The sequence below is a fragment of the Nocardia sp. GTS18 genome, from assembly GCF_013839555.1.
Taxonomy (GTDB): Bacteria; Actinomycetota; Actinomycetes; order Mycobacteriales; family Mycobacteriaceae; genus Nocardia; species Nocardia rosealba.
In genome coordinates, this window is the sequence record NZ_JACBIU010000023.1 from 1 (window position 1) to 16,987 (window position 16,987).

General features: G+C 68.0%; 15 protein-coding genes. 9 read left to right on the forward strand and 6 right to left on the reverse strand.

From position 1 onward, the window contains the following. Positions 1–145: 145 nt before the first annotated feature. The 3 genes from HYG95_RS17850 (at position 146) to HYG95_RS17860 (ending at position 2,914) form a co-directional block, all read left to right on the forward strand. Positions 146–1,945 carry a DEDD exonuclease domain-containing protein gene (locus HYG95_RS17850; RefSeq protein WP_220139556.1) on the forward strand — a complete coding sequence of 600 codons (1,800 nt, stop codon included), beginning with the start codon at positions 146–148 and terminating at the stop codon, positions 1,943–1,945. Between the two features lie 158 nt (positions 1,946–2,103). Continuing rightward, positions 2,104–2,634: a hypothetical protein gene (locus tag HYG95_RS17855; RefSeq protein WP_181699183.1), complete on the forward strand. Its 531-nt coding sequence runs from the start codon at positions 2,104–2,106 to the stop codon at positions 2,632–2,634. Positions 2,635–2,638: 4 nt separating this feature from the next. After that, on the forward strand, positions 2,639–2,914 hold the full coding sequence (locus HYG95_RS17860) for an Lrp/AsnC family transcriptional regulator (RefSeq protein ID WP_181699185.1): 276 nt from the start codon (positions 2,639–2,641) through the stop codon (positions 2,912–2,914). Between the two features lie 5 nt (positions 2,915–2,919). On the opposite strand, the gene trpD is transcribed toward HYG95_RS17860, so the two are convergent. Beyond that, the gene (trpD, locus tag HYG95_RS17865; RefSeq protein WP_181699188.1) at positions 2,920–3,981 is read right to left on the reverse strand and encodes an anthranilate phosphoribosyltransferase; all 1,062 of its coding nucleotides are present in this window, start codon (positions 3,979–3,981) and stop codon (positions 2,920–2,922) included. Positions 3,982–4,058: 77 nt separating this feature from the next. Then, positions 4,059–4,478, reverse strand: a complete 420-nt coding sequence (locus HYG95_RS17870) for a hypothetical protein (RefSeq protein WP_181699190.1) — start codon at positions 4,476–4,478, stop codon at positions 4,059–4,061. 180 nt (positions 4,479–4,658) lie between these two features. Between HYG95_RS17870 and HYG95_RS17875 the strand changes: the two genes are divergently transcribed. Genes HYG95_RS17875 through HYG95_RS17890 form a run of 4 tightly spaced genes read left to right on the forward strand, consistent with a single transcriptional unit; the run spans position 4,659 to position 8,994 of the window. After that, positions 4,659–5,270, forward strand: coding sequence for a heme-copper oxidase subunit III (locus tag HYG95_RS17875; RefSeq protein WP_067497399.1), 612 nt, complete (start codon positions 4,659–4,661; stop codon positions 5,268–5,270). Positions 5,271–5,328: 58 nt separating this feature from the next. Further along, positions 5,329–6,186 carry a c-type cytochrome gene (locus HYG95_RS17880; RefSeq protein ID WP_084476949.1) on the forward strand — a complete coding sequence of 286 codons (858 nt, stop codon included), beginning with the start codon at positions 5,329–5,331 and terminating at the stop codon, positions 6,184–6,186. A 40-nt stretch (positions 6,187–6,226) separates the two neighbouring features. Then, complete coding sequence (locus HYG95_RS17885) at positions 6,227–7,366, forward strand: ubiquinol-cytochrome c reductase iron-sulfur subunit (RefSeq protein ID WP_181699193.1); 1,140 nt, start codon at positions 6,227–6,229, stop codon at positions 7,364–7,366. Beyond that, the gene (locus HYG95_RS17890; RefSeq protein WP_305082201.1) at positions 7,363–8,994 is read left to right on the forward strand and encodes a cytochrome bc complex cytochrome b subunit; all 1,632 of its coding nucleotides are present in this window, start codon (positions 7,363–7,365) and stop codon (positions 8,992–8,994) included. The genes HYG95_RS17885 and HYG95_RS17890 overlap by 4 nt, the downstream gene beginning before the upstream one ends. A gap of 55 nt (positions 8,995–9,049) precedes the next feature. Here the strand turns inward: HYG95_RS17890 and HYG95_RS17895 are convergent, their stop codons facing one another. Beyond that, a complete protein-coding gene (locus HYG95_RS17895) occupies positions 9,050–9,547 on the reverse strand; it encodes a polyadenylate-specific 3'-exoribonuclease AS (RefSeq protein WP_181699283.1) in 498 nt (165 codons plus the stop codon). A 193-nt stretch (positions 9,548–9,740) separates the two neighbouring features. Here HYG95_RS17895 and HYG95_RS17900 point away from each other — a divergent pair, with 193 nt between their 5' ends. Further along, complete coding sequence (locus tag HYG95_RS17900) at positions 9,741–11,126, forward strand: class II 3-deoxy-7-phosphoheptulonate synthase (RefSeq protein WP_067497414.1); 1,386 nt, start codon at positions 9,741–9,743, stop codon at positions 11,124–11,126. Between the two features lie 603 nt (positions 11,127–11,729). On the opposite strand, the gene pknB is transcribed toward HYG95_RS17900, so the two are convergent. Next, on the reverse strand, positions 11,730–13,649 hold the full coding sequence (gene pknB, locus HYG95_RS17905) for a Stk1 family PASTA domain-containing Ser/Thr kinase (protein WP_181699285.1): 1,920 nt from the start codon (positions 13,647–13,649) through the stop codon (positions 11,730–11,732). 127 nt (positions 13,650–13,776) lie between these two features. Here pknB and HYG95_RS17910 point away from each other — a divergent pair, with 127 nt between their 5' ends. Next, entirely contained in the window at positions 13,777–14,145 is a 369-nt protein-coding gene (locus HYG95_RS17910; protein ID WP_356986136.1) for an Rv2175c family DNA-binding protein, read from the forward strand. Between the two features lie 101 nt (positions 14,146–14,246). Here the strand turns inward: HYG95_RS17910 and HYG95_RS17915 are convergent, their stop codons facing one another. Then, positions 14,247–15,302 carry a phytoene/squalene synthase family protein gene (locus HYG95_RS17915; RefSeq protein WP_181699197.1) on the reverse strand — a complete coding sequence of 352 codons (1,056 nt, stop codon included), beginning with the start codon at positions 15,300–15,302 and terminating at the stop codon, positions 14,247–14,249. Next, positions 15,299–16,960 (reverse strand): alpha-(1->6)-mannopyranosyltransferase A, encoded by a 1,662-nt coding sequence (locus HYG95_RS17920; protein WP_181699199.1) that lies wholly within the window; start codon positions 16,958–16,960, stop codon positions 15,299–15,301. The genes HYG95_RS17915 and HYG95_RS17920 overlap by 4 nt, the downstream gene beginning before the upstream one ends. Positions 16,961–16,987: the final 27 nt, after the last annotated feature.

Below are 16,987 nucleotides of genomic sequence, written 5' to 3' on the forward strand. Positions count from 1 at the left end.
ACCCCTCCCCACCTGGCCACAGCACATGCCCCGCTGAACCCGCCACCCTTCACCGAGGCAACCTCCTGGCAAGGCGGAGGGATCGCCGCGCCGCGTCGGGACCGCAGGCGCTCCAACAATCCTGTCGGACCCCTTCCTTACTCTGCTGTCCGTGCCCGACCCTGTACTCCCGGCCGCGCGGCAGCTGGCCTTCGACGAGCTCGATACGCCGTTGTATGCCACCACTTTCGTCGTCGTCGACTTGGAGACCACCGGGACCAGCCCCGACGGTGATGCGATCACCGAGATCGGGGCGGTGAAGGTGCGTGGGGGAGAGGTGTTGGGGGAGTTCGCGACCCTGGTGAATCCGGGGTACGAGATTCCGCCCGCGATCGTGCAGATCACCGGGATCACCACGGCCATGGTGTATGCCGCGCCGCGGATCGAGGCGGTGTTGCCGGGGTTTCTCGAGTTCGCGGCGGGGGCGGTGCTGGTGGCGCACAATGCCAGGTTCGACACGGCTTTTCTGAAAGCCGCTGCCGCGCGCCAGGACATCCCGTGGCCGAACCCGCAGGTGTTGTGCACGGTGAAGCTGGCGCGTCGGGTGCTCACCCGCGACGAGGCGCCGTCGGCGCGGCTGGGGGTGCTGGCACAGATCCTCGGTGCGTCGACCACGCCGACGCACCGAGCTCTCGACGATGCCCGCGCCACCGTCGATGTGTTGCACGCGCTGATCGCCCGGGTCGGTAATCAGGGTGTGCAGAGTCTGACGGAACTGCTCGACTACCTGCCCGGTGTCACCGGAACTCAGCGCGCCAAAAGGACATTCGCCAACGATCTCCCTGCCGCGCCGGGTGTTTATCTGTTCCGCGGCCCGTCCGACGAAGTCCTCTATATAGGGACGGCGGTGAATCTGCGCCGCCGCGTGCGCAACTACTTCACCGGTTCGGAGACGCGTGGCCGCATGAAAGAGATGGTCGCGCTGGCGCAACGGGTCGACCACGTGGTGTGCGCGCACGGACTCGAAGCCGGTGTTCGCGAGCTGCGACTGCTCGCCGCCCATGCCCCGCCTTACAACCGCCGTTCGAAGTTCCCCAAGCGTGGCTGGTGGCTCACTCTCACCGATGAACCCTTCCCACGCCTGGTAGCCGTTCGCACGCCGACCCGAATTGCTCTCGGCCCGTTCAACTCTCGCGCCGACGCCGTAGACGTCGGCCTGACCATCGCCGAGTTCGCGGGTCTGCGCACGTGTGCCACCCGGCTCACCCGCGCCGCGAAACACCTGTGCCAACCAGCGATCGTCGGCGGATGCCCGGCCGCCAGCGCCGACGGCTCGGACGCCGACGCCTACGCACCCGCCGCCCATTCGGTTCGCGATCTGCTCACGGGTCGCTCCGACACGCTCCTGCGCGCCATGCTCGAACGCATCGAAACCTATTCCACGGCAGAGCATTTCGAGGCAGCAGCCCGCCTGCGCGACCGCACCGCCGCTGTGGTCACCAAGCTGGCTCGCACGCAACGACTCGCTGCCTTGGCCCGCCTCGCCGAACTGATCATCGCCCTTCCCGACAGTGCGGGCGGCTGGGAATTCTCCGTCATCCGCCACGGCCGCCTCGCCGCCGCAGGCGTAGCCCGCCGTGGCACCCCACCCATGGCGGTCGTCGATCAAATCGTGGCGGCCGCGGAAACAGTCGTGCCCGACCTCGGCGACGCACCACCGACCGCGGACAGCGCGGATCGGCCGCTCGTGTTCGCCGACGACGTACCCCCACTCCTCGGTGCGCCGCCGGAGGAGGTCGGGGTCATCGCGCGCTGGCTCGCCAAACCGGGCGCCCGGATCGTCCGGACCAGCGACGGGTACTGCGAACCGCTGCACGGCGCCGCCCGCTGGGTCGCCTGGGCGCAGCTGGCCCGGGAGGCGGCGGAAGTGCGGTCCGAGCAGGAGCAGTATCTGGCGGAGCGGTGATCGCCCGCCGGGTCGAGGGGAACCCGCAGCAGGGGAGGGCTGGGGTAAACAGTGGTGTTCGGCCGACCTGTCCGAGACACACCGGTCCCGTCCTGGATCATGGTTGGTGGTGTTGTCGGTGGAAAGGACTGGTGGCGGTGTTCGTGAAGGTGTGTGGGTTGACCACCGAGGAGCAGATCGACTGGGCGGTCGAGCTGGGCTATTCGGCGATCGGTGTCATGGTCACACCCAAGAGCAAGCGGTACCGCAAGCCTGACCAGGCTCGTGCCCTCGCCGACTACGCGCGCGGTCGCATCACCACCTTCGCGGTCGCCCTGGAACACGCGGAAGTCGCCGAGGTCGCCGACGCCTTCGACATCATCCAGCTCTACCGCTGGGCCGACCTGCCGAACCTGGCCTTCTGCTCCTCGACCCCGCCCGCACCCGAGCAGACCAGCGAATACTTCTTCTACGACGCCAGCGCGGGCAGCGGCGTCTTCGAGGAGTTCCCCGACTGGGTGCGCGCCCAGCCGGGACGGGTGGTGCTGGCCGGTGGCCTCGACCCGGACAATGTCGCCGACGTCATCGCCCGCCACCGTCCCTACGGCGTCGACGTGTCGAGTTCGCTGGAAACGGCACCGGGTGTGAAGAGCTACGACCTCATGCGACGGTTCAAAGCGGCCACCGAGCGGCCCGAAGTTCTAGGCTGATCCCATGATTACCGCGATCGTGCTGATCCAGGCCGAGAACTCTCGCATTCCCGAGACCGCACAGGCGCTCGCCGATACCGCAGGAGTCGCCGAGGTGTACTCCTGTGCAGGCGATGTGGACCTGATCGCGATCGTGCGGGTGCGCGATCACGAGCGCATCGCCGAGGTCGTCACCGAGGGCATCGACAAGGTCGAAGGGGTGGTACGCACCACCACCCACATCGCCTTCAAGTCGTATTCCAGTGCCGACGTGGAAGCCGGATTCTCGCTGGGAGAGTAGGGCTTTCAGTTGTCGTCGAGGACCTGGGTGAGTTCGGCCCAGGTCTGCAGCAGCTTCGCCGACGCGCCGCTGTCCACCGCGGCAGCGGCGCGTTCCATCGCTGCCGAGAGCGCGGCATCCAGGTCGAGATCGACATCGCCCACGCCACGTGACAGGTCGTAGGCGACGATCGCCGCGGCCGAATTCAGCAGCACCGCGTCCCGCACCGGGCCGGGCGTCCCGGCGAAGACCTCCCGCGCGATCCGCGCGTTCTCGGCCGCATCGCCGCCACGCAACTCGTCGAGATCGACGCGGGGAATGCCGAGCGCGGTCGGGTCGAGCACCGTCTGCTTGACGCGCCCACCGCTGACCACCCACACATCGGTCAGATCCGAGGTGGTGATCTCGTCGAGCCCGTCGCGCCCGCGCACCACCAGCGCACTGGCCCCACGCTGGGCGAACACGCCCGCGATCGCCGGCACCAGATCAGCGAACGCGCACCCGATCAGCCCCGCGCGCGGCTGCGCCGGATTGGTCAGCGGGCCGAGCACGTTGAACACGGTCGGGATGCCGATCTCCTTGCGCGCCGCACCGGCGAAACGCAGCCCCGAATGGAACAGCGGCGCGAAGCAGAACCCGATGCCCGCCTCCCGCACCGACCGCGCCACCGATTGCGGACCGAGCGCCAGCTTCACCCCGAGCGCCTCGAGCACGTCGGCGCCACCGGCCTTCGACGAAGCGGCCCGGTTGCCGTGCTTGACCACCGGCACACCCGCCGAGGCGACGACCACCGACGACATCGTCGAGATGTTCACCGAGCCCGATCGGTCGCCGCCGGTGCCGACGATGTCGACCGCGTCCCCGTCGACGTGCACCAGCCGCGCGTGCCCGAGCATCCCCGACACCATGCCCGCCAGCTCGCTGGGCGTGGGGCCCTTGATCTTCATGGCGACGCCGAAGGCCGCGATCTGGGCGGCGGTCGCGTTGTCGGTGAAGATCTCGTCGATCACCCAGGTGGTGTCGTCGGCGGCCAGATCGCCCCCGTCGGCGAGGGTCCCGAGCACCTGGGCCCAACTGCGCACGCTCATCTGCTCTGCATCTCCGTTTCGACGACGGGCGCAACGTGGTTGCGCTTGCGCAACCACTGTGCGCTCGATCGGCAAGTTTAGGCGGCCGGACGTGGCGGCTGCAGCGCGTCCCACCCGTCGGCGACCCCGTCGTGGCGTTGCGCGAGGCCCGCCATCCGCGAGCGTTCCTGCGAGATCGTCAGCGGGTCGAGCAGCTGTACCCGCTGCAGCAGCACGGGCACGAGATCGTCGGAGACCCCGCGCACCGCCTCGGCGCGCTCGTATCCGTCGTATCCGGCTATCTCACAGGCCTCGTCGATGCGATCGGCGGGCAGCCGCAGATGGTGCCGCAACACCGCCTGCGCGCCGCGATCGAGATCGACGGCCCGGTCCAGCGCCACCGAGGACGCCTCGGCATCGTCGAAACTCGACGCGACGACGACCAGATCCTCGCGCGTGGGATCGAGCCCACCGGGTTGCCCACCGAAGAGCCGCCGCCACATCCGCACTACGACCATCGTCGCCTCCTCGTCTCAGCCTATCCACATCCAACGCTGTCACAATGGGTTGTCACGCGACGAGTCGCCAACACGCCGACGGTTGCTTCGGACCCCCTCTGTACGTGGGTTTTCCGGTCCGCGCGACAAACTTTCGTACCCGGGTACAGCTGTCGTACTACGAAGAGTCATACTTACCCCGTGACGACCGCAGTAGGCACCCCAGGATCGGCCATTACTCAGCGTGTGCATTCGCTGAACCGGCCCAACATGGTCAGCGTCGGAACCATCATCTGGCTGTCGAGCGAGCTGATGTTCTTCGCCGGCCTCTTCGCCATGTACTTCGTTGCGCGCGCGCAAGCGCACGGCAACTGGCCCCCGGAGCCCACCGAGCTGAACCTCGCGCTGGCTGTTCCGGTGACGGCCGTGCTGATCGCATCGTCGTTCACCTGCCAGATGGGCGTGTTCGCCGCGGAGAAGGGCGACGTGTTCGGCCTGCGCCGCTGGTACACGATCACCCTGCTGATGGGTGCCTTCTTCGTCGCCGGTCAGGCGTACGAGTACTACCACCTGGCGCACGAGGGCACGACCATCGCGGGCAGCTCCTACGGCTCGGTCTTCTACATCACCACCGGCTTCCACGGTCTGCACGTGATCGGCGGTCTGATCGCGTTCGTGTTCCTGCTCATCCGCACCACGCTGAGCAAGTTCACCCCCGCTCAGGCCACCGCCGCCATCGTGGTGTCCTACTACTGGCATTTCGTCGACATCGTCTGGATCGGGCTGTTCGCCACGATCTACTTCGTCAGCTAGCCCGCGGGCACACAAGCTTTTGCACAAGTCGGTTCCGTCTACTCCAAAGGGACTACAGATGAGTTCATCTCCCCCGTCGGCCCCCGAGCCCGCAGGCGCCGGTCAGGCTGCCAAGACGCGCAAGCAGCGTCGTGCCCGCCGTCGTATCGCGGGTGCGCTCGCGCTGATGGTCGGCCTCGTCGGAGCCGGCTTCCTGGCGAGCGCGCTCACCCCCGAGCCGCAGATCGCCACCGCGAACGAGGACCAGTCCGCGCTGATCCGTGAGGGCAAGCAGCTCTACGAGACCTCGTGCATCACCTGCCACGGTGCGAACCTGCAGGGTGTGCCCGATCGCGGTCCGAGCCTGATCGGTGTCGGTGAGGCCGCGGTCTACTTCCAGGTTTCCTCCGGCCGTATGCCGATGGTGCGCAACGAGGCCCAGGCCATGCGCAAGCCGGAGAAGTTCGACGCGCATCAGACCGACGCGCTCGGCGCCTACGTCGCCGCCAACGGCGGTGGCCCCTCGGTGATCCGTGACGCCAACGGTGAGATCGCCCAGGAATCGCTGCGCGGCGACGACATCGGTCGCGGTTCGGAGCTGTTCCGTATGAACTGCGCGTCCTGCCACAACTTCACCGGTCGTGGTGGCGCGCTGTCGGGCGGTAAGTTCGCTCCGCCGCTCGAGCCGGCCAACGAGCAGCAGATCTACGACGCGATGCTCACCGGCCCGCAGAACATGCCCAAGTTCTCCGACCGGCAGCTGACGCCGGAAGAGAAGCGCGACATCGTCGCCTACGTCAAGAATTCCGCCGAGGAGAAGTCGCCCGGCGGCTGGGATCTCGGCGGTTTCGGTCCGGCGACCGAAGGTCTTGCCATCTGGGTCATCGGCATCACCGCCACCGTCGGTGCGGCCATGTGGATCGGTTCCCGCACGTGATCGGGCAGGTCGCGCTCGGCGCGTCGGATAGGACACAGTCATGAGTGGACAGGAGCGAAGCGACATGGGTCGCGAACCCACCGAAGACGAACTGGACGCGATGTCGCGTGACGAGCTCGTCGAACTCGGTACCGCGCGAGACGACGTCGAGGTCGTGTACCGCAGCGAGCGCTGGCCGGTGCCAGGCACCCGGGCCGAGAAGCGTGCCGAGCGTGCCGTCACGTTCTGGTTCGCCATCTCCGGTCTCGCGGCCGCCGCGCTGATCGGTGTCTTCCTGTTCTGGCCGTGGGAGTGGAAGGGCAAGGGCGACGAGGGCCACGAGGCCTACTCACTGTTCACCCCGCTCATCGGACTGACCTTCGGCATCTCGGTGCTGGTCATCGGTATCGCCGTGGTGCTGATCCGCAAGCGGTTCATCCCCGCCGAGATCTCGATCCAGCAGCGCCACGACGGCCCGTCCGACGAGGTCGAGCGCCGTACCCTGGCCGCCGAGCTGCAGGACGCGCTCGAGACCTCCACCCTCGGTCGCCGCAAGATGATGCTCGGCACCGCCGGTGCCGGTGTCGGTGTGCTCGGCCTCGGTGCCGCGATGGTGTTCATCGGCGGCATGATCAAGAACCCGTGGGCGAAGAAGGACAAGTCGCCGCTGTGGGTGTCGGGCTGGACCCCGGACTACCCGGGCGAGACCATCTACATCCGCCGCGACACCGGCCGCCCCGACGACATCGTCCTGGTGCGCCCGGAGGATCTCGACGCCGGTGCGATGGAAACCGTCTTCCCGTGGAAAGAGAAGTGGCGCGGGGATTCCCACGCGACGCTGCAGTCGCTGCGCGGCATCCGTAACTCCGTGATGCTGATCCGGCTGCGCACCGAGGACGCCGAGAAGGCGATCAAGCGCAAGGGCCAGGAGAGCTTCAACTACGGCGACTACTTCGCCTACTCGAAGATCTGCACCCACCTCGGCTGCCCGACCTCGCTGTTCGAGCAGCAGACCAACCGGATCCTGTGCCCGTGCCACCAGTCGCAGTTCTCGGCGACCGAGTGGGGTAAGCCGGTCTTCGGTCCGGCCGCCCGCGCGCTGCCTCAGCTGCCGATCACCGTCAACTCCGAGGGCTTCCTGGTCGCCGCGGGCGACTTCATCGAGCCGCTCGGCCCGGCCTTCTGGGAGCGTCGTTCATGAGTGCTGGAGATATGGCCGCTAACCAGGCCAACGAGATGGACGAGCGGTATCGCGCCGCCGCGTTCGTGAAGCGGTCGATCAACAAGGTCTTCCCGACCCACTGGTCGTTCCTGCTGGGTGAGATCGCGCTCTACGCGTTCATCATCCTGCTGCTGTCGGGTATCTACCTGACGCTGTACTTCGACCCGTCGATGGCGCACGTCGTGTACGACGGTGCCTACCAGCCGCTGCGCGGTGTCGGCATGTCGCGGGCCTACGAGACGACGCTGAACATCTCCTTCGAGGTGCGCGGTGGTCTGTTCGTCCGCCAGATCCACCACTGGGCAGCGCTGCTGTTCGCGGCGTCGATCATCATCCACCTGTTCCGCATCTTCTTCACCGGCGCGTTCCGCAAGCCGCGTGAGGCGAACTGGGTGATCGGCTCGCTGCTGCTGATCCTGGCGATGTTCGAAGGCTTCTTCGGCTACTCGCTGCCCGACGACCTCCTCTCGGGCACCGGTCTTCGCGCCGCGTTCTCCGGCATCACCATCGGTGTCCCGGTGGTCGGTACCTGGCTGCACTGGCTGATGTTCGGCGGCGACTTCCCCGGCGACATCATCATCCCGCGCCTCTACATCGCGCACGTGCTGCTGCTGCCCGGCATCATCCTGGCGCTGATCGGTGCCCACGTGGCGCTGGTCTGGTACCAGAAGCACACCCAGTTCCCCGGCCCGGCCCGCACGGAGACGAACGTGGTCGGTGCCCGCATCGTCCCGGTGTTCGCCGCCGACCAGGGCGCGTTCTTCGCCTTCACCCTCGGCATCGTCGGCATCATGGGCGGTGTCCTGCAGATCAACCCGGTGTGGAACCTCGGTCCGTACAACCCGTCGCAGGTGTCGGCGGGTTCGCAGCCCGACTTCTACATGATGTGGACCGACGGTATGGCGCGTCTGATGCCTGCCTGGGAGCTCTACCTCGGCCGGTACACGATCCCGGCGGCGTTCTGGGTCGCGCTGGTCATGGGCCTGGTGTTCACGCTGCTGATCGCCTACCCGTGGATCGAGAAGCGCCTCACCAACGACCACACCGCGCATCACAACCTGCTGCAGCGTCCGCGCGACGTGCCTGTGCGCACGGCGATCGGCGCGATGGCCATCGCGTTCTACGTGGTGCTCACGCTGTCGTGCGTCAACGACATCATCGCGCTGAAGTTCGACATCTCGCTGAACGCGACCACCTGGATCGGTCGTATCGGCCTGCTGCTGCTGCCGCCGCTGGCGTACTTCATCACCTACCGGTTCTGCATCGGCCTGCAGCGCAGCGACCGCGCGGTACTCGAGCACGGCATCGAGACCGGTGTGATCAAGCGGCTGCCGCACGGTGAGTACATCGAGGTGCACCAGCCGCTGGGTGGGGTCGACGCACACGGCCACGCCATCCCGCTGGAGTACCAGGGCGCCCCGGTGCCCAAGAAGATGAACCGCCTCGGTTCGGCGGGCAAGCCGGGTACGGGCAGCTTCCTTCGCCCCGACCCGCGCGCCGAGGGCCAGGCCTGGGCCGAGATCGATGAGGCCGAGGAGCACAAGATGCTCGGCGCCCTCGCCGAGCACCAGGCTCGCACCGGCAACGGTGACCACAGCGGTCACTGATCCCGCGAACAACGAAGGCCCCGAGTCGGTTTCGACTCGGGGCCTTCGTCGTATCTCAGAGGCGCGGTGTGCGGCGGTGGGATTCGATGGCCTCGAACTTGGCCAGGTTGTGACGGGCGTCGGCCAGGGCGTCGTGCGCGTCGTCGGGGATGGGCGGCAGTTCGGGGCTGCCGTGGGCCACCCAGTGCTGACGCAGTTCGTTGGTATAGCGGGGCATGTTCTTGGGCAGCGCGGTCATGTCACCCCACAGCTGGCACAGCGCCACATGGTCGTAGGCGCCGACCCAGGCCCACAGCTCCGGATACACACCGGGCCGGGGCAGGAAGAACTTGAACAGGTCGTCGCGGATCTGGGCGCGGCTGCGATACAGCGGCGAACCGGCCGGTGGCAGCTTCGGCAGCACATTGCGGCGCACCCACGGCCCGGCCCGTCCGGCGTCGAATTCGGTGGAGACGGCGTAGTACTCGCGTCCGTCCTCGCAGACGACACCGATCGAGATCAGGTCGATCGTGACGCCGTCCTCGACGAATTCCGAATCGTAGAAATATCGCAGGGAGATCGCCTCTTCGTGCCGGTGGGCGCCCGTCCCGTCCGGCGCGACGAGGCGGGCGGACCCACGATGAATTGAGTGAAACCCTATGCGGGCACTTCGCGCGCAGTGCGCAGGGGTAGCCGCTGGGGTCCGGTCGGCCCGTCGCAGGTACGCCGGATATTCGCCGGCTTCGGTGAGTCCGTATTCTGATCTGGTGACCTGGACCGTCGACGTACCGATTGACCGCCTGCCGGAACTGCCGCCGCTGCCTGACGATCTGCGCAGGCGACTGGACGCCGCTCTGGCTCGCCCCGCCCTGCAGCAGCCGTCCTGGGACGCCGACGAGGCCACCACGATGCGCACCGTGCTCGAGAGCGTGCCGCCGATCTGCCTGCCCGCCGAGGTCGAGGACCTCAAGGCGCAGCTGGCGCAGGTGGCGCGCGGCGAGGCCTTCCTGATGCAGGGCGGTGACTGCGCGGAAACCTTCGCCGACAACACCGAACCCCACATCAGGGGCAATATCCGCACCCTGCTGCAGATGGCTGTCGTGCTCACCTACGGCGCGAGCATGCCGGTGGTGAAGGTGGCCCGCATCGCCGGTCAGTACGCCAAGCCGCGCTCGGCCGACATCGACGCGCTCGGCCTGAAGTCCTACCGCGGCGACATGGTCAACTCCCTGGTCGCCGACGAACAGCTGCGCCGCCACGACCCGTCACGCCTGGTCCGCGCCTACGCCAACGCGAGCGCCGCGATGAACCTGGTCCGCGCCCTCACCAGCGCCGGCACCGCCGACCTGCACCGCCTGCACGACTGGAACCGTGACTTCGTCGCGCAGTCGCCCGCCGGTGCACGCTACGAGACCCTCGCCGAGGAGATCGACAAGGGTTTGCGATTCATGGCGGCGTGTCAGGTCAACGACCCGAGCCTCAAGACCGCGCGCATCTACGCCTCGCACGAGGCGCTCGTGCTCGACTACGAGCGCGCGATGCTTCGCCTCAGCGAGAGCGAGACGGGTGAACCGCTGCTCTACGACCTGTCGGCGCACTTCCTGTGGATCGGTGAGCGCACCCGTCAGCTCGACGGTGCCCACATCGCTTTCGCCGAGTTGCTTGCCAACCCCATCGGCCTGAAGATCGGCCCGACCACCACCCCCGACCAGGCGGTGGAATACGTCGAGCGGCTCGACCCGAACAACGAACCCGGCCGGCTCACCCTGGTGGCGCGCATGGGCAACGGCAAGGTGCGCGACGTGTTGCCGCCGATCATCGAGAAGGTGCAGGCCACCGGCCACCAGGTGATCTGGCAGTGCGACCCGATGCACGGCAACACCCACGAGTCGTCCACCGGGTTCAAGACCCGTCACTTCGACCGGATCGTTGACGAGGTGCAGGGGTTCTTCGAGGTCCACCATGCGCTCGGCACGCATCCTGGCGGCATGCATATCGAGCTGACCGGTGAGAACGTCACCGAATGCCTCGGTGGTGCGCAGGACATCTCCGATCTGGATCTCGGTGGACGGTACGAGACTGCGTGCGATCCTCGGCTCAATACTCAGCAGTCGCTGGAGTTGTCGTTCCTGGTGGCGGAGATGCTGCGGTGAAGATTTAGGGGTTTTGCGCCCAAACGGTATTGGGCTGTGTTTATTGGAGCGCTGGCGCGCTCGAGCGCGGCCCCTGGAGGGCCGCGAGTTAGCCACCGTTGCTCGCGCTTCGCGCATGCGCAACGGCGGCTAACTCGCGGCCGGGCCGCTTCGCCGCTTCGCGGCGGACCCTCCTCGAGGTCGGGTCGTGCGGGGCTGGGAATGCGGTCATGGCGGACTCGAGTGGTGCTGTGTGGCTGGGGGTGCGGTAGGTGGTGCACTCGAGTGGTGCTGTGTGGCTGGGGGTGCGGTAGGTGGTGCACTCGAGTGGTGCTGTGTGGCCTGGGGGTGCGGTAGGTGGTGCACTCGAGTGGTGCTGTGTGGCCTGGGGTTGCGGTAGGTGGTGCACTCGGGTCGTGCTGTGTGGCTGGGGGGTGCGGTAGGTGGCGCACTCGGGTCGTGCTGTGTGGCTGGGGGTGCGGTAGGTGCCGGACTCGAGTGGTGTCGTGTGGCTGGGGGTGCGGTCATCGCGGACTCAGGTGGATCTTGGGGCGGTCAGCGGTTGCCGCGGCCGGGCTTTTCCTTGTCGTCGTCCTTGTCGGGCTTGTCCGGGGCGCGATCTCTTCAAGGTAGGGCGGTGAGCGATACGACGCTGCCCGCCTCCACGTTCGTGTTGATGCCGGGGACCTGGCCGATGACCAGGGAGCTGTCGGAGTCGGTGAGGGATTTGACCTCTACCCGGAGGCCTAGTTGTTGCAGTTTGGCGCGGGCGTTGCCGACGTTCTGACCCATTACGTTGGGGACCTTGATCGCGTTGGAGACGAGCAAGGTGACGCTGTCGCCGGACTGCAGGGTGGTGCCGACGGCGGGGTCGGTGCCGATGGCCTTGTCGCCCTCGATGCTCTTGTCGAACTGCACCTTCACCTCGCGGACGGTGAGTCCGGCCTTGGTGAGTGCCTGGGTGGCTTCCTCGGTGGTCTTGCCGCGCACATCGGGCACGTTCACGGGCTGGGAGCCCTTGCTGCGGTACACCTTCACCTGCGCGCCCATCGGCAGCACGGTGCCGGGGGCAGGCTCGACCCTGGCCAGTGAGCCCTTCGGGGCGGTGCTGGCCGCTTCGCCGCTGTCGATGGGTTGCAGGCCCATATCGCGGATGGCGGCGTTCACGGCGCTGATCTGGTCGCCGGCCTTGATGTCCTCGGGGACGCGCGGTTTGCCGTTGGAGATCAGCACGGCGATGGTGGAGCTCTTGGTGACCCGTGAGCCCGCCGACGGGTCGGTGCCGACCACGCCGCCCACGGGGATCGTGTCGGATGCCTTCTGCCGCAGTACCGTCTCGAATCCGGCCTGTTCCAGCACGGCAACGGCCCGCTCGCTGTCCATGCCGGCGATCGGCGGCACCGCCGTGTAGCGGCCGACGCCGAGCCACCAGCCGCCGATGCCGACCAGCAGCGTCAACGCGGTGACGATACCCACCCACACCAGGCCGGTGCGGCGGGTATGGGTCTCCGCCGGGACGAACGGATTGTGCACGGGGGCGGGCGGATTGGCGTGCTCGTCGAGTCGCGGCCGTTGCGCGGTGACCACGCGGGTGTGCTGTGGCTGGGCGACCGGACGCGGCGGTGCGGGTTCATGCGGGGCCGCAACGGGATTCGCCGCGGCCACGGGTGCGCGAAAGGCCTCGCTGAGATGCTCGGCCGAATCACGGGGTGCCGGAACGCGATACGGCGGCAGGCTCAAGGTCATCGCGACGGCTTGCAGATTGGCCGCCATCTGGTTGGCGTCGGCGAAGCGCTTCGCGGGGTCGCGGGAGGTGGCCTCGGCGACGAGGGCGTCGAATTCGGCGGGCACACCGTCGATGAACTGACTCGGCGCCGGTACGTCGTTCTCCACGCGCTGATACGCCACCGACAGCGAATTGTCGCCGGTGAACGGCACGCGGCCGGTGAGCAGTTCGAAGATCAGGATGCCGAAGGAGTACACGTCCGAGCGCGCGTCGGCGGTGCCGGTGGTGACCTGCTCCGGCGACAGGTAGGCGGCGGTGCCGAGGATCACGCTGGCGGAGGTGGTGTTGGCGGCGGCCACGGCGCGGACCAGGCCGAAGTCGGCGATCTTCACCTCGCCCGCGTCGGAGATCAGCACGTTCTCCGGCTTGATGTCGCGGTGCACCAGACCCGCGTCGTGCGCGGTGCCGATGGCGCGCAGCACCGGTTCGGCGACGGCCCGCACGGCGTGCGGTGGCATCGGGCCGCGTTCGCGCAGCAGCTCGCGAAGGGTGCCGCCCTCGACCAATTCCATGATGAGGAAGGGGTATTCGCCGTCGACGCCCTGGTCGTAGACCGCGACGAGCGATGGGTGCTTGAGTTTGGCCACCGCGCGCGCCTCGAACTCGAAGCGGCTCAGGAACTGGGGGTCGCTCGCGAACTTGGGGTCCATCACCTTGATGGCGACGGGACGGTCGAGCCGGGTGTCGGTTCCGCGGAACACCATCGACATTCCGCCGCGCGCGATCGGCGCGTCGATGCGATAGCGCCCTTCCAGCATCTGGCCGATCACAGGTTCCTCCGGCGTACGACAAACTGGCCACGGTGGTGCGGCCCCCACGATCGTAACCGGGTGCGAGGGCATGCCCGCCGATGGATGCGCCGCGTCACGTACTACCGTTGTGCGGGTGAGTGCCTTCCCCTGCAGCGACGACGTGCTGCCCGACACCGAAACCCTCGTCTCCCTGCCCGAGGCCGCCGACATACTCGGCGTCCCGGTGACCGCGGTGCACCAGATGCTGCGCGATCGCCAGCTCCTCGCGGTGCGCCGGGGCGGTGTCGCGGGCATTCCGTCCCGCTTCTTCGACGACAACGACGAGATCGTCCGCATGCTGCCCGGCCTGATCACGGTGATGCGCGACGGCAAGTACAGCGACGAGGACATCCTGCGCTGGATCTACACCGAAGACGACTCCCTGCCCGGCCGCCCGGTCGACGCCCTGCACGGCCCGCTGGCCCGCGAAGTCGTCCGCCGCGCCGCCGCCGAACCCTTCTGAGGACTTGCCGCCGACGGTGCGCGCGCCGCTGAGCAGCGCACCGAGCGGAGCGCGTGCCCGGGGGGACGCACCGTGCCGGACCAGTTTGTCCTGCAGGGTTTTCAGGTCGAGCGGAATGCCGCGACCGAGTGGCGGCGTGTGGTGGTGAAACCCTTGGCGGCGACCATGATTCGGCGGCGGCTCGGGACGGTCGCGCGGGTGGCGAAGACCTGGAAATCGGCCGCTTCGATCTGATCGAGGATCTCGGCGTAGAGGATGGCGGCGGTCCGGATGGCCGGACGCACCCGGGGGGTCAGCAGGTCGATGCCGGGGACCGCGCGGCGGTAGATGTCGCGGTTGACGGCGATCAGGTGCGCCAGAGCGCGGCGCGTCGGCGGATCCGTGCGCCCGGTGGCCCGGCAGGCACGCAGTCGCGTCTCGTCGACGCCGAAGGCGGCCAGTTCGTCGGCGGGCAGGTAGATACGGTCGCGATCGAGGTCTTCGGCCACATCACGCAGGAAATTGGTGACCTGGAACGCCTCGCCCAACGCGGCGGCAGCGGGTTCGGCCTCCGCCACCGGAACCACGGTGCCGAGCACCGGCAGCAACTGCAGACCGATGGCGGCGGCCGACCCACGCATGTACTCGCCCAACTCGGCCATGCTCGCGTAGCGCCTGCGGTGAACGGTCGTACCGGGGACGTCCATGCGCATGGCATCGAGGAACGTCCAGATGTGGTCGTGCGCGATGTCGTAGCGGGCGATGGTGTCGGCCGTCGCGGTGATGATCTGGCGGCGCCGCAGGTCGGCGGTGTCGATGTCGCCCTGCTCGATGGCCAGCCGGAGCTGCTTCTCGACCAGATCGAGGTGCTGAGCGGGGGAGATGCCACCGCTGACAGGGGCGAGGCGGCGATCAGGATCGTGTACGCCTGGGGCGAGGCTCGACGGGAGGGTTCGCGGCCTCGCCGGAGTCCGGTCGGCCGGGTCCAGGATCCACGCGGGGTCGTCGGCGTGGTCGACGATGTCGTCCACCATCCGCGCGAACGCGTACAGCGCGTGCACGGCCCGGCGCCGCTCCGGGCTCAGCAGGGCCGTGGCCAGGTAATACGTGCGTCCGTGCTCGGCGGCGATGCGGCGACAGGTCGCGTAGGCGTCGTCCAGCGCGGTGGGCACACTCATGCCGCGACGGGCGGTGCGTGTTCCTTGGCTATCGCGCGGGAACTGGCCGAACGCAGGTGCAGCGGGTCGACATGGCGCAGCGACACCGCGGCCACCACGGCGGCGAACGTCGCCAGCGCCACGTGCCAGAAGTTGTAGAGGCCGATCGAGCCATCCGGCTGGAACACCAGCATCAGCCAGGTGCAGATGCCGACCAGCCACTGCAGGGTCACCGTCGACAGCGCGAAACCGGCGGCCAGTGCGAGCGGCCACGAGTAGTACCAGGGCAGGGCGGCGGGGGAGAGCAGCACGATCGCCACGAACGCGACGATGATGCCCATCACGGCCTCACGCTCGCTGTGGCGGAACCGCCACCAGGTCGCCACGAGCAGGACCACCAGCGCGACCTTGCACAGTTCGCGGGTGATGGACAGGACCGAATCCAGCGACCACGGCGTCACCCAGGTGACCATGTGCGCGAGGATGGTCGGCAGCGACAGCCAGTTGATGATCTTGTTCGAGCCCTGCAGCGCGGTCACCCAGCCGAAGCCGACCCCGGCGATCACCGATGCCGCACCGAAGACCAGGGCGAACACGCCGATGCCGATGCCGGCGATCTTGGTGAACACGAGCAGTGGATGCGGCATATCGGCCGACGGCCGGGCCGCGTCGGGATGCTTCAGTTCCTCGGCGAGACCGGCGTCGGAGTCGGCGCGGGCCCGGCGTTCGGCCGCCCGCCGCTCCTTCTCGTGCAGGATCCAGATCCACACCAGGAACGGCAACGCCACGCCTGCCGTCGCCTTGATCGCTACGCCGATGGCGACCACGACGATGCCCGCCACATGATGACGTTCGAGCACGAGGGCGATACCCGCGCACATCAGCCCGACCATCAGCATCTCGTTGTGCACACCGCCGATGAGGTGCACGAGCACCAGCGGATTGAGTACCGCCAGCCACAGCGCCACGGTCGGTTTTCCGCCGAGGTGCTTGGTCAGATAGGGCACCGCCCACACCATCAGCGCCAGGCCGGGCAGCATGACGAAGCGCAGCGCGATGGTTCCGGCGATCACATTGTCACCGGTGAGCGTGGTGATCGCGCGGCCCATCAGCAGGAACACCGGCCCGTACGGCGCGGTGGTCGTGGTCCACACGGGGCTCACATTGTCCAGCAGCACACCGGGATTGGCGACGGGACCCACCTGGTAGGGGTCGAAACCGTCGCGCAGGAGTGCACCCTGGGCGAGATAGGAGTAGGCGTCGCGACTGAACATCGGGGCCGCGAAAAGCAGTGGGGTGATCCAGATTCCGACGATCACCCGCAGCTCGTTGAGCGTGACCTTCGGCTCACCGTTGCCGATGAGCGTGCGGCCCAGGCGCACCCATGCGGTGATCATCAGCAGCACACCGGCCCAGATGACGATCATCGAGAGGGCGTAGCCGTGGCCGAATCGCAGCCACGACAGGTGCAGCGCCTCGAGCAGTGGATCGCGTTTGCGGACGGCGCCCGCGCCGAAACCGCCGAAGGTGATCATGATGGCGCCGAAGAATCCCATGAAGGCCGCGTGGCCTTCGGGGCTCCGGGCGAAATCGCCGACAGTGCGCAGCCGCGACCGGACGCCGGGATCGGTCCCGGCGGGCAGATGGCGCTGCGGTTCGAGGGTGCGCGTGGTGTCCATGGGGCCTACGGTCGTCTCGGGGGGCGG

Bases quoted from the DNA above. Each gene is read 5' to 3' on its own strand.
- HYG95_RS17880 (WP_084476949.1), top strand. From the start codon at position 5,329: ATGAGTTCATCTCCCCCGTCGGCCCCCGAGCCCGCAGGCGCCGGTCAG.
- HYG95_RS17915 (WP_181699197.1), bottom strand. From the start codon at position 15,302: ATGAGTGTGCCCACCGCGCTGGACGACGCCTACGCGACCTGTCGCCGC.
- pknB (WP_181699285.1), bottom strand. From the start codon at position 13,649: ATGCTGGAAGGGCGCTATCGCATCGACGCGCCGATCGCGCGCGGCGGA.
- trpD (WP_181699188.1), bottom strand. From the start codon at position 3,981: ATGAGCGTGCGCAGTTGGGCCCAGGTGCTCGGGACCCTCGCCGACGGG.
- HYG95_RS17870 (WP_181699190.1), bottom strand. From the start codon at position 4,478: ATGGTCGTAGTGCGGATGTGGCGGCGGCTCTTCGGTGGGCAACCCGGT.
- HYG95_RS17860 (WP_181699185.1), top strand. From the start codon at position 2,639: ATGATTACCGCGATCGTGCTGATCCAGGCCGAGAACTCTCGCATTCCC.
- HYG95_RS17890 (WP_305082201.1), top strand. From the start codon at position 7,363: ATGAGTGCTGGAGATATGGCCGCTAACCAGGCCAACGAGATGGACGAG.
- HYG95_RS17920 (WP_181699199.1), bottom strand. From the start codon at position 16,960: ATGGACACCACGCGCACCCTCGAACCGCAGCGCCATCTGCCCGCCGGG.
- HYG95_RS17885 (WP_181699193.1), top strand. From the start codon at position 6,227: ATGAGTGGACAGGAGCGAAGCGACATGGGTCGCGAACCCACCGAAGAC.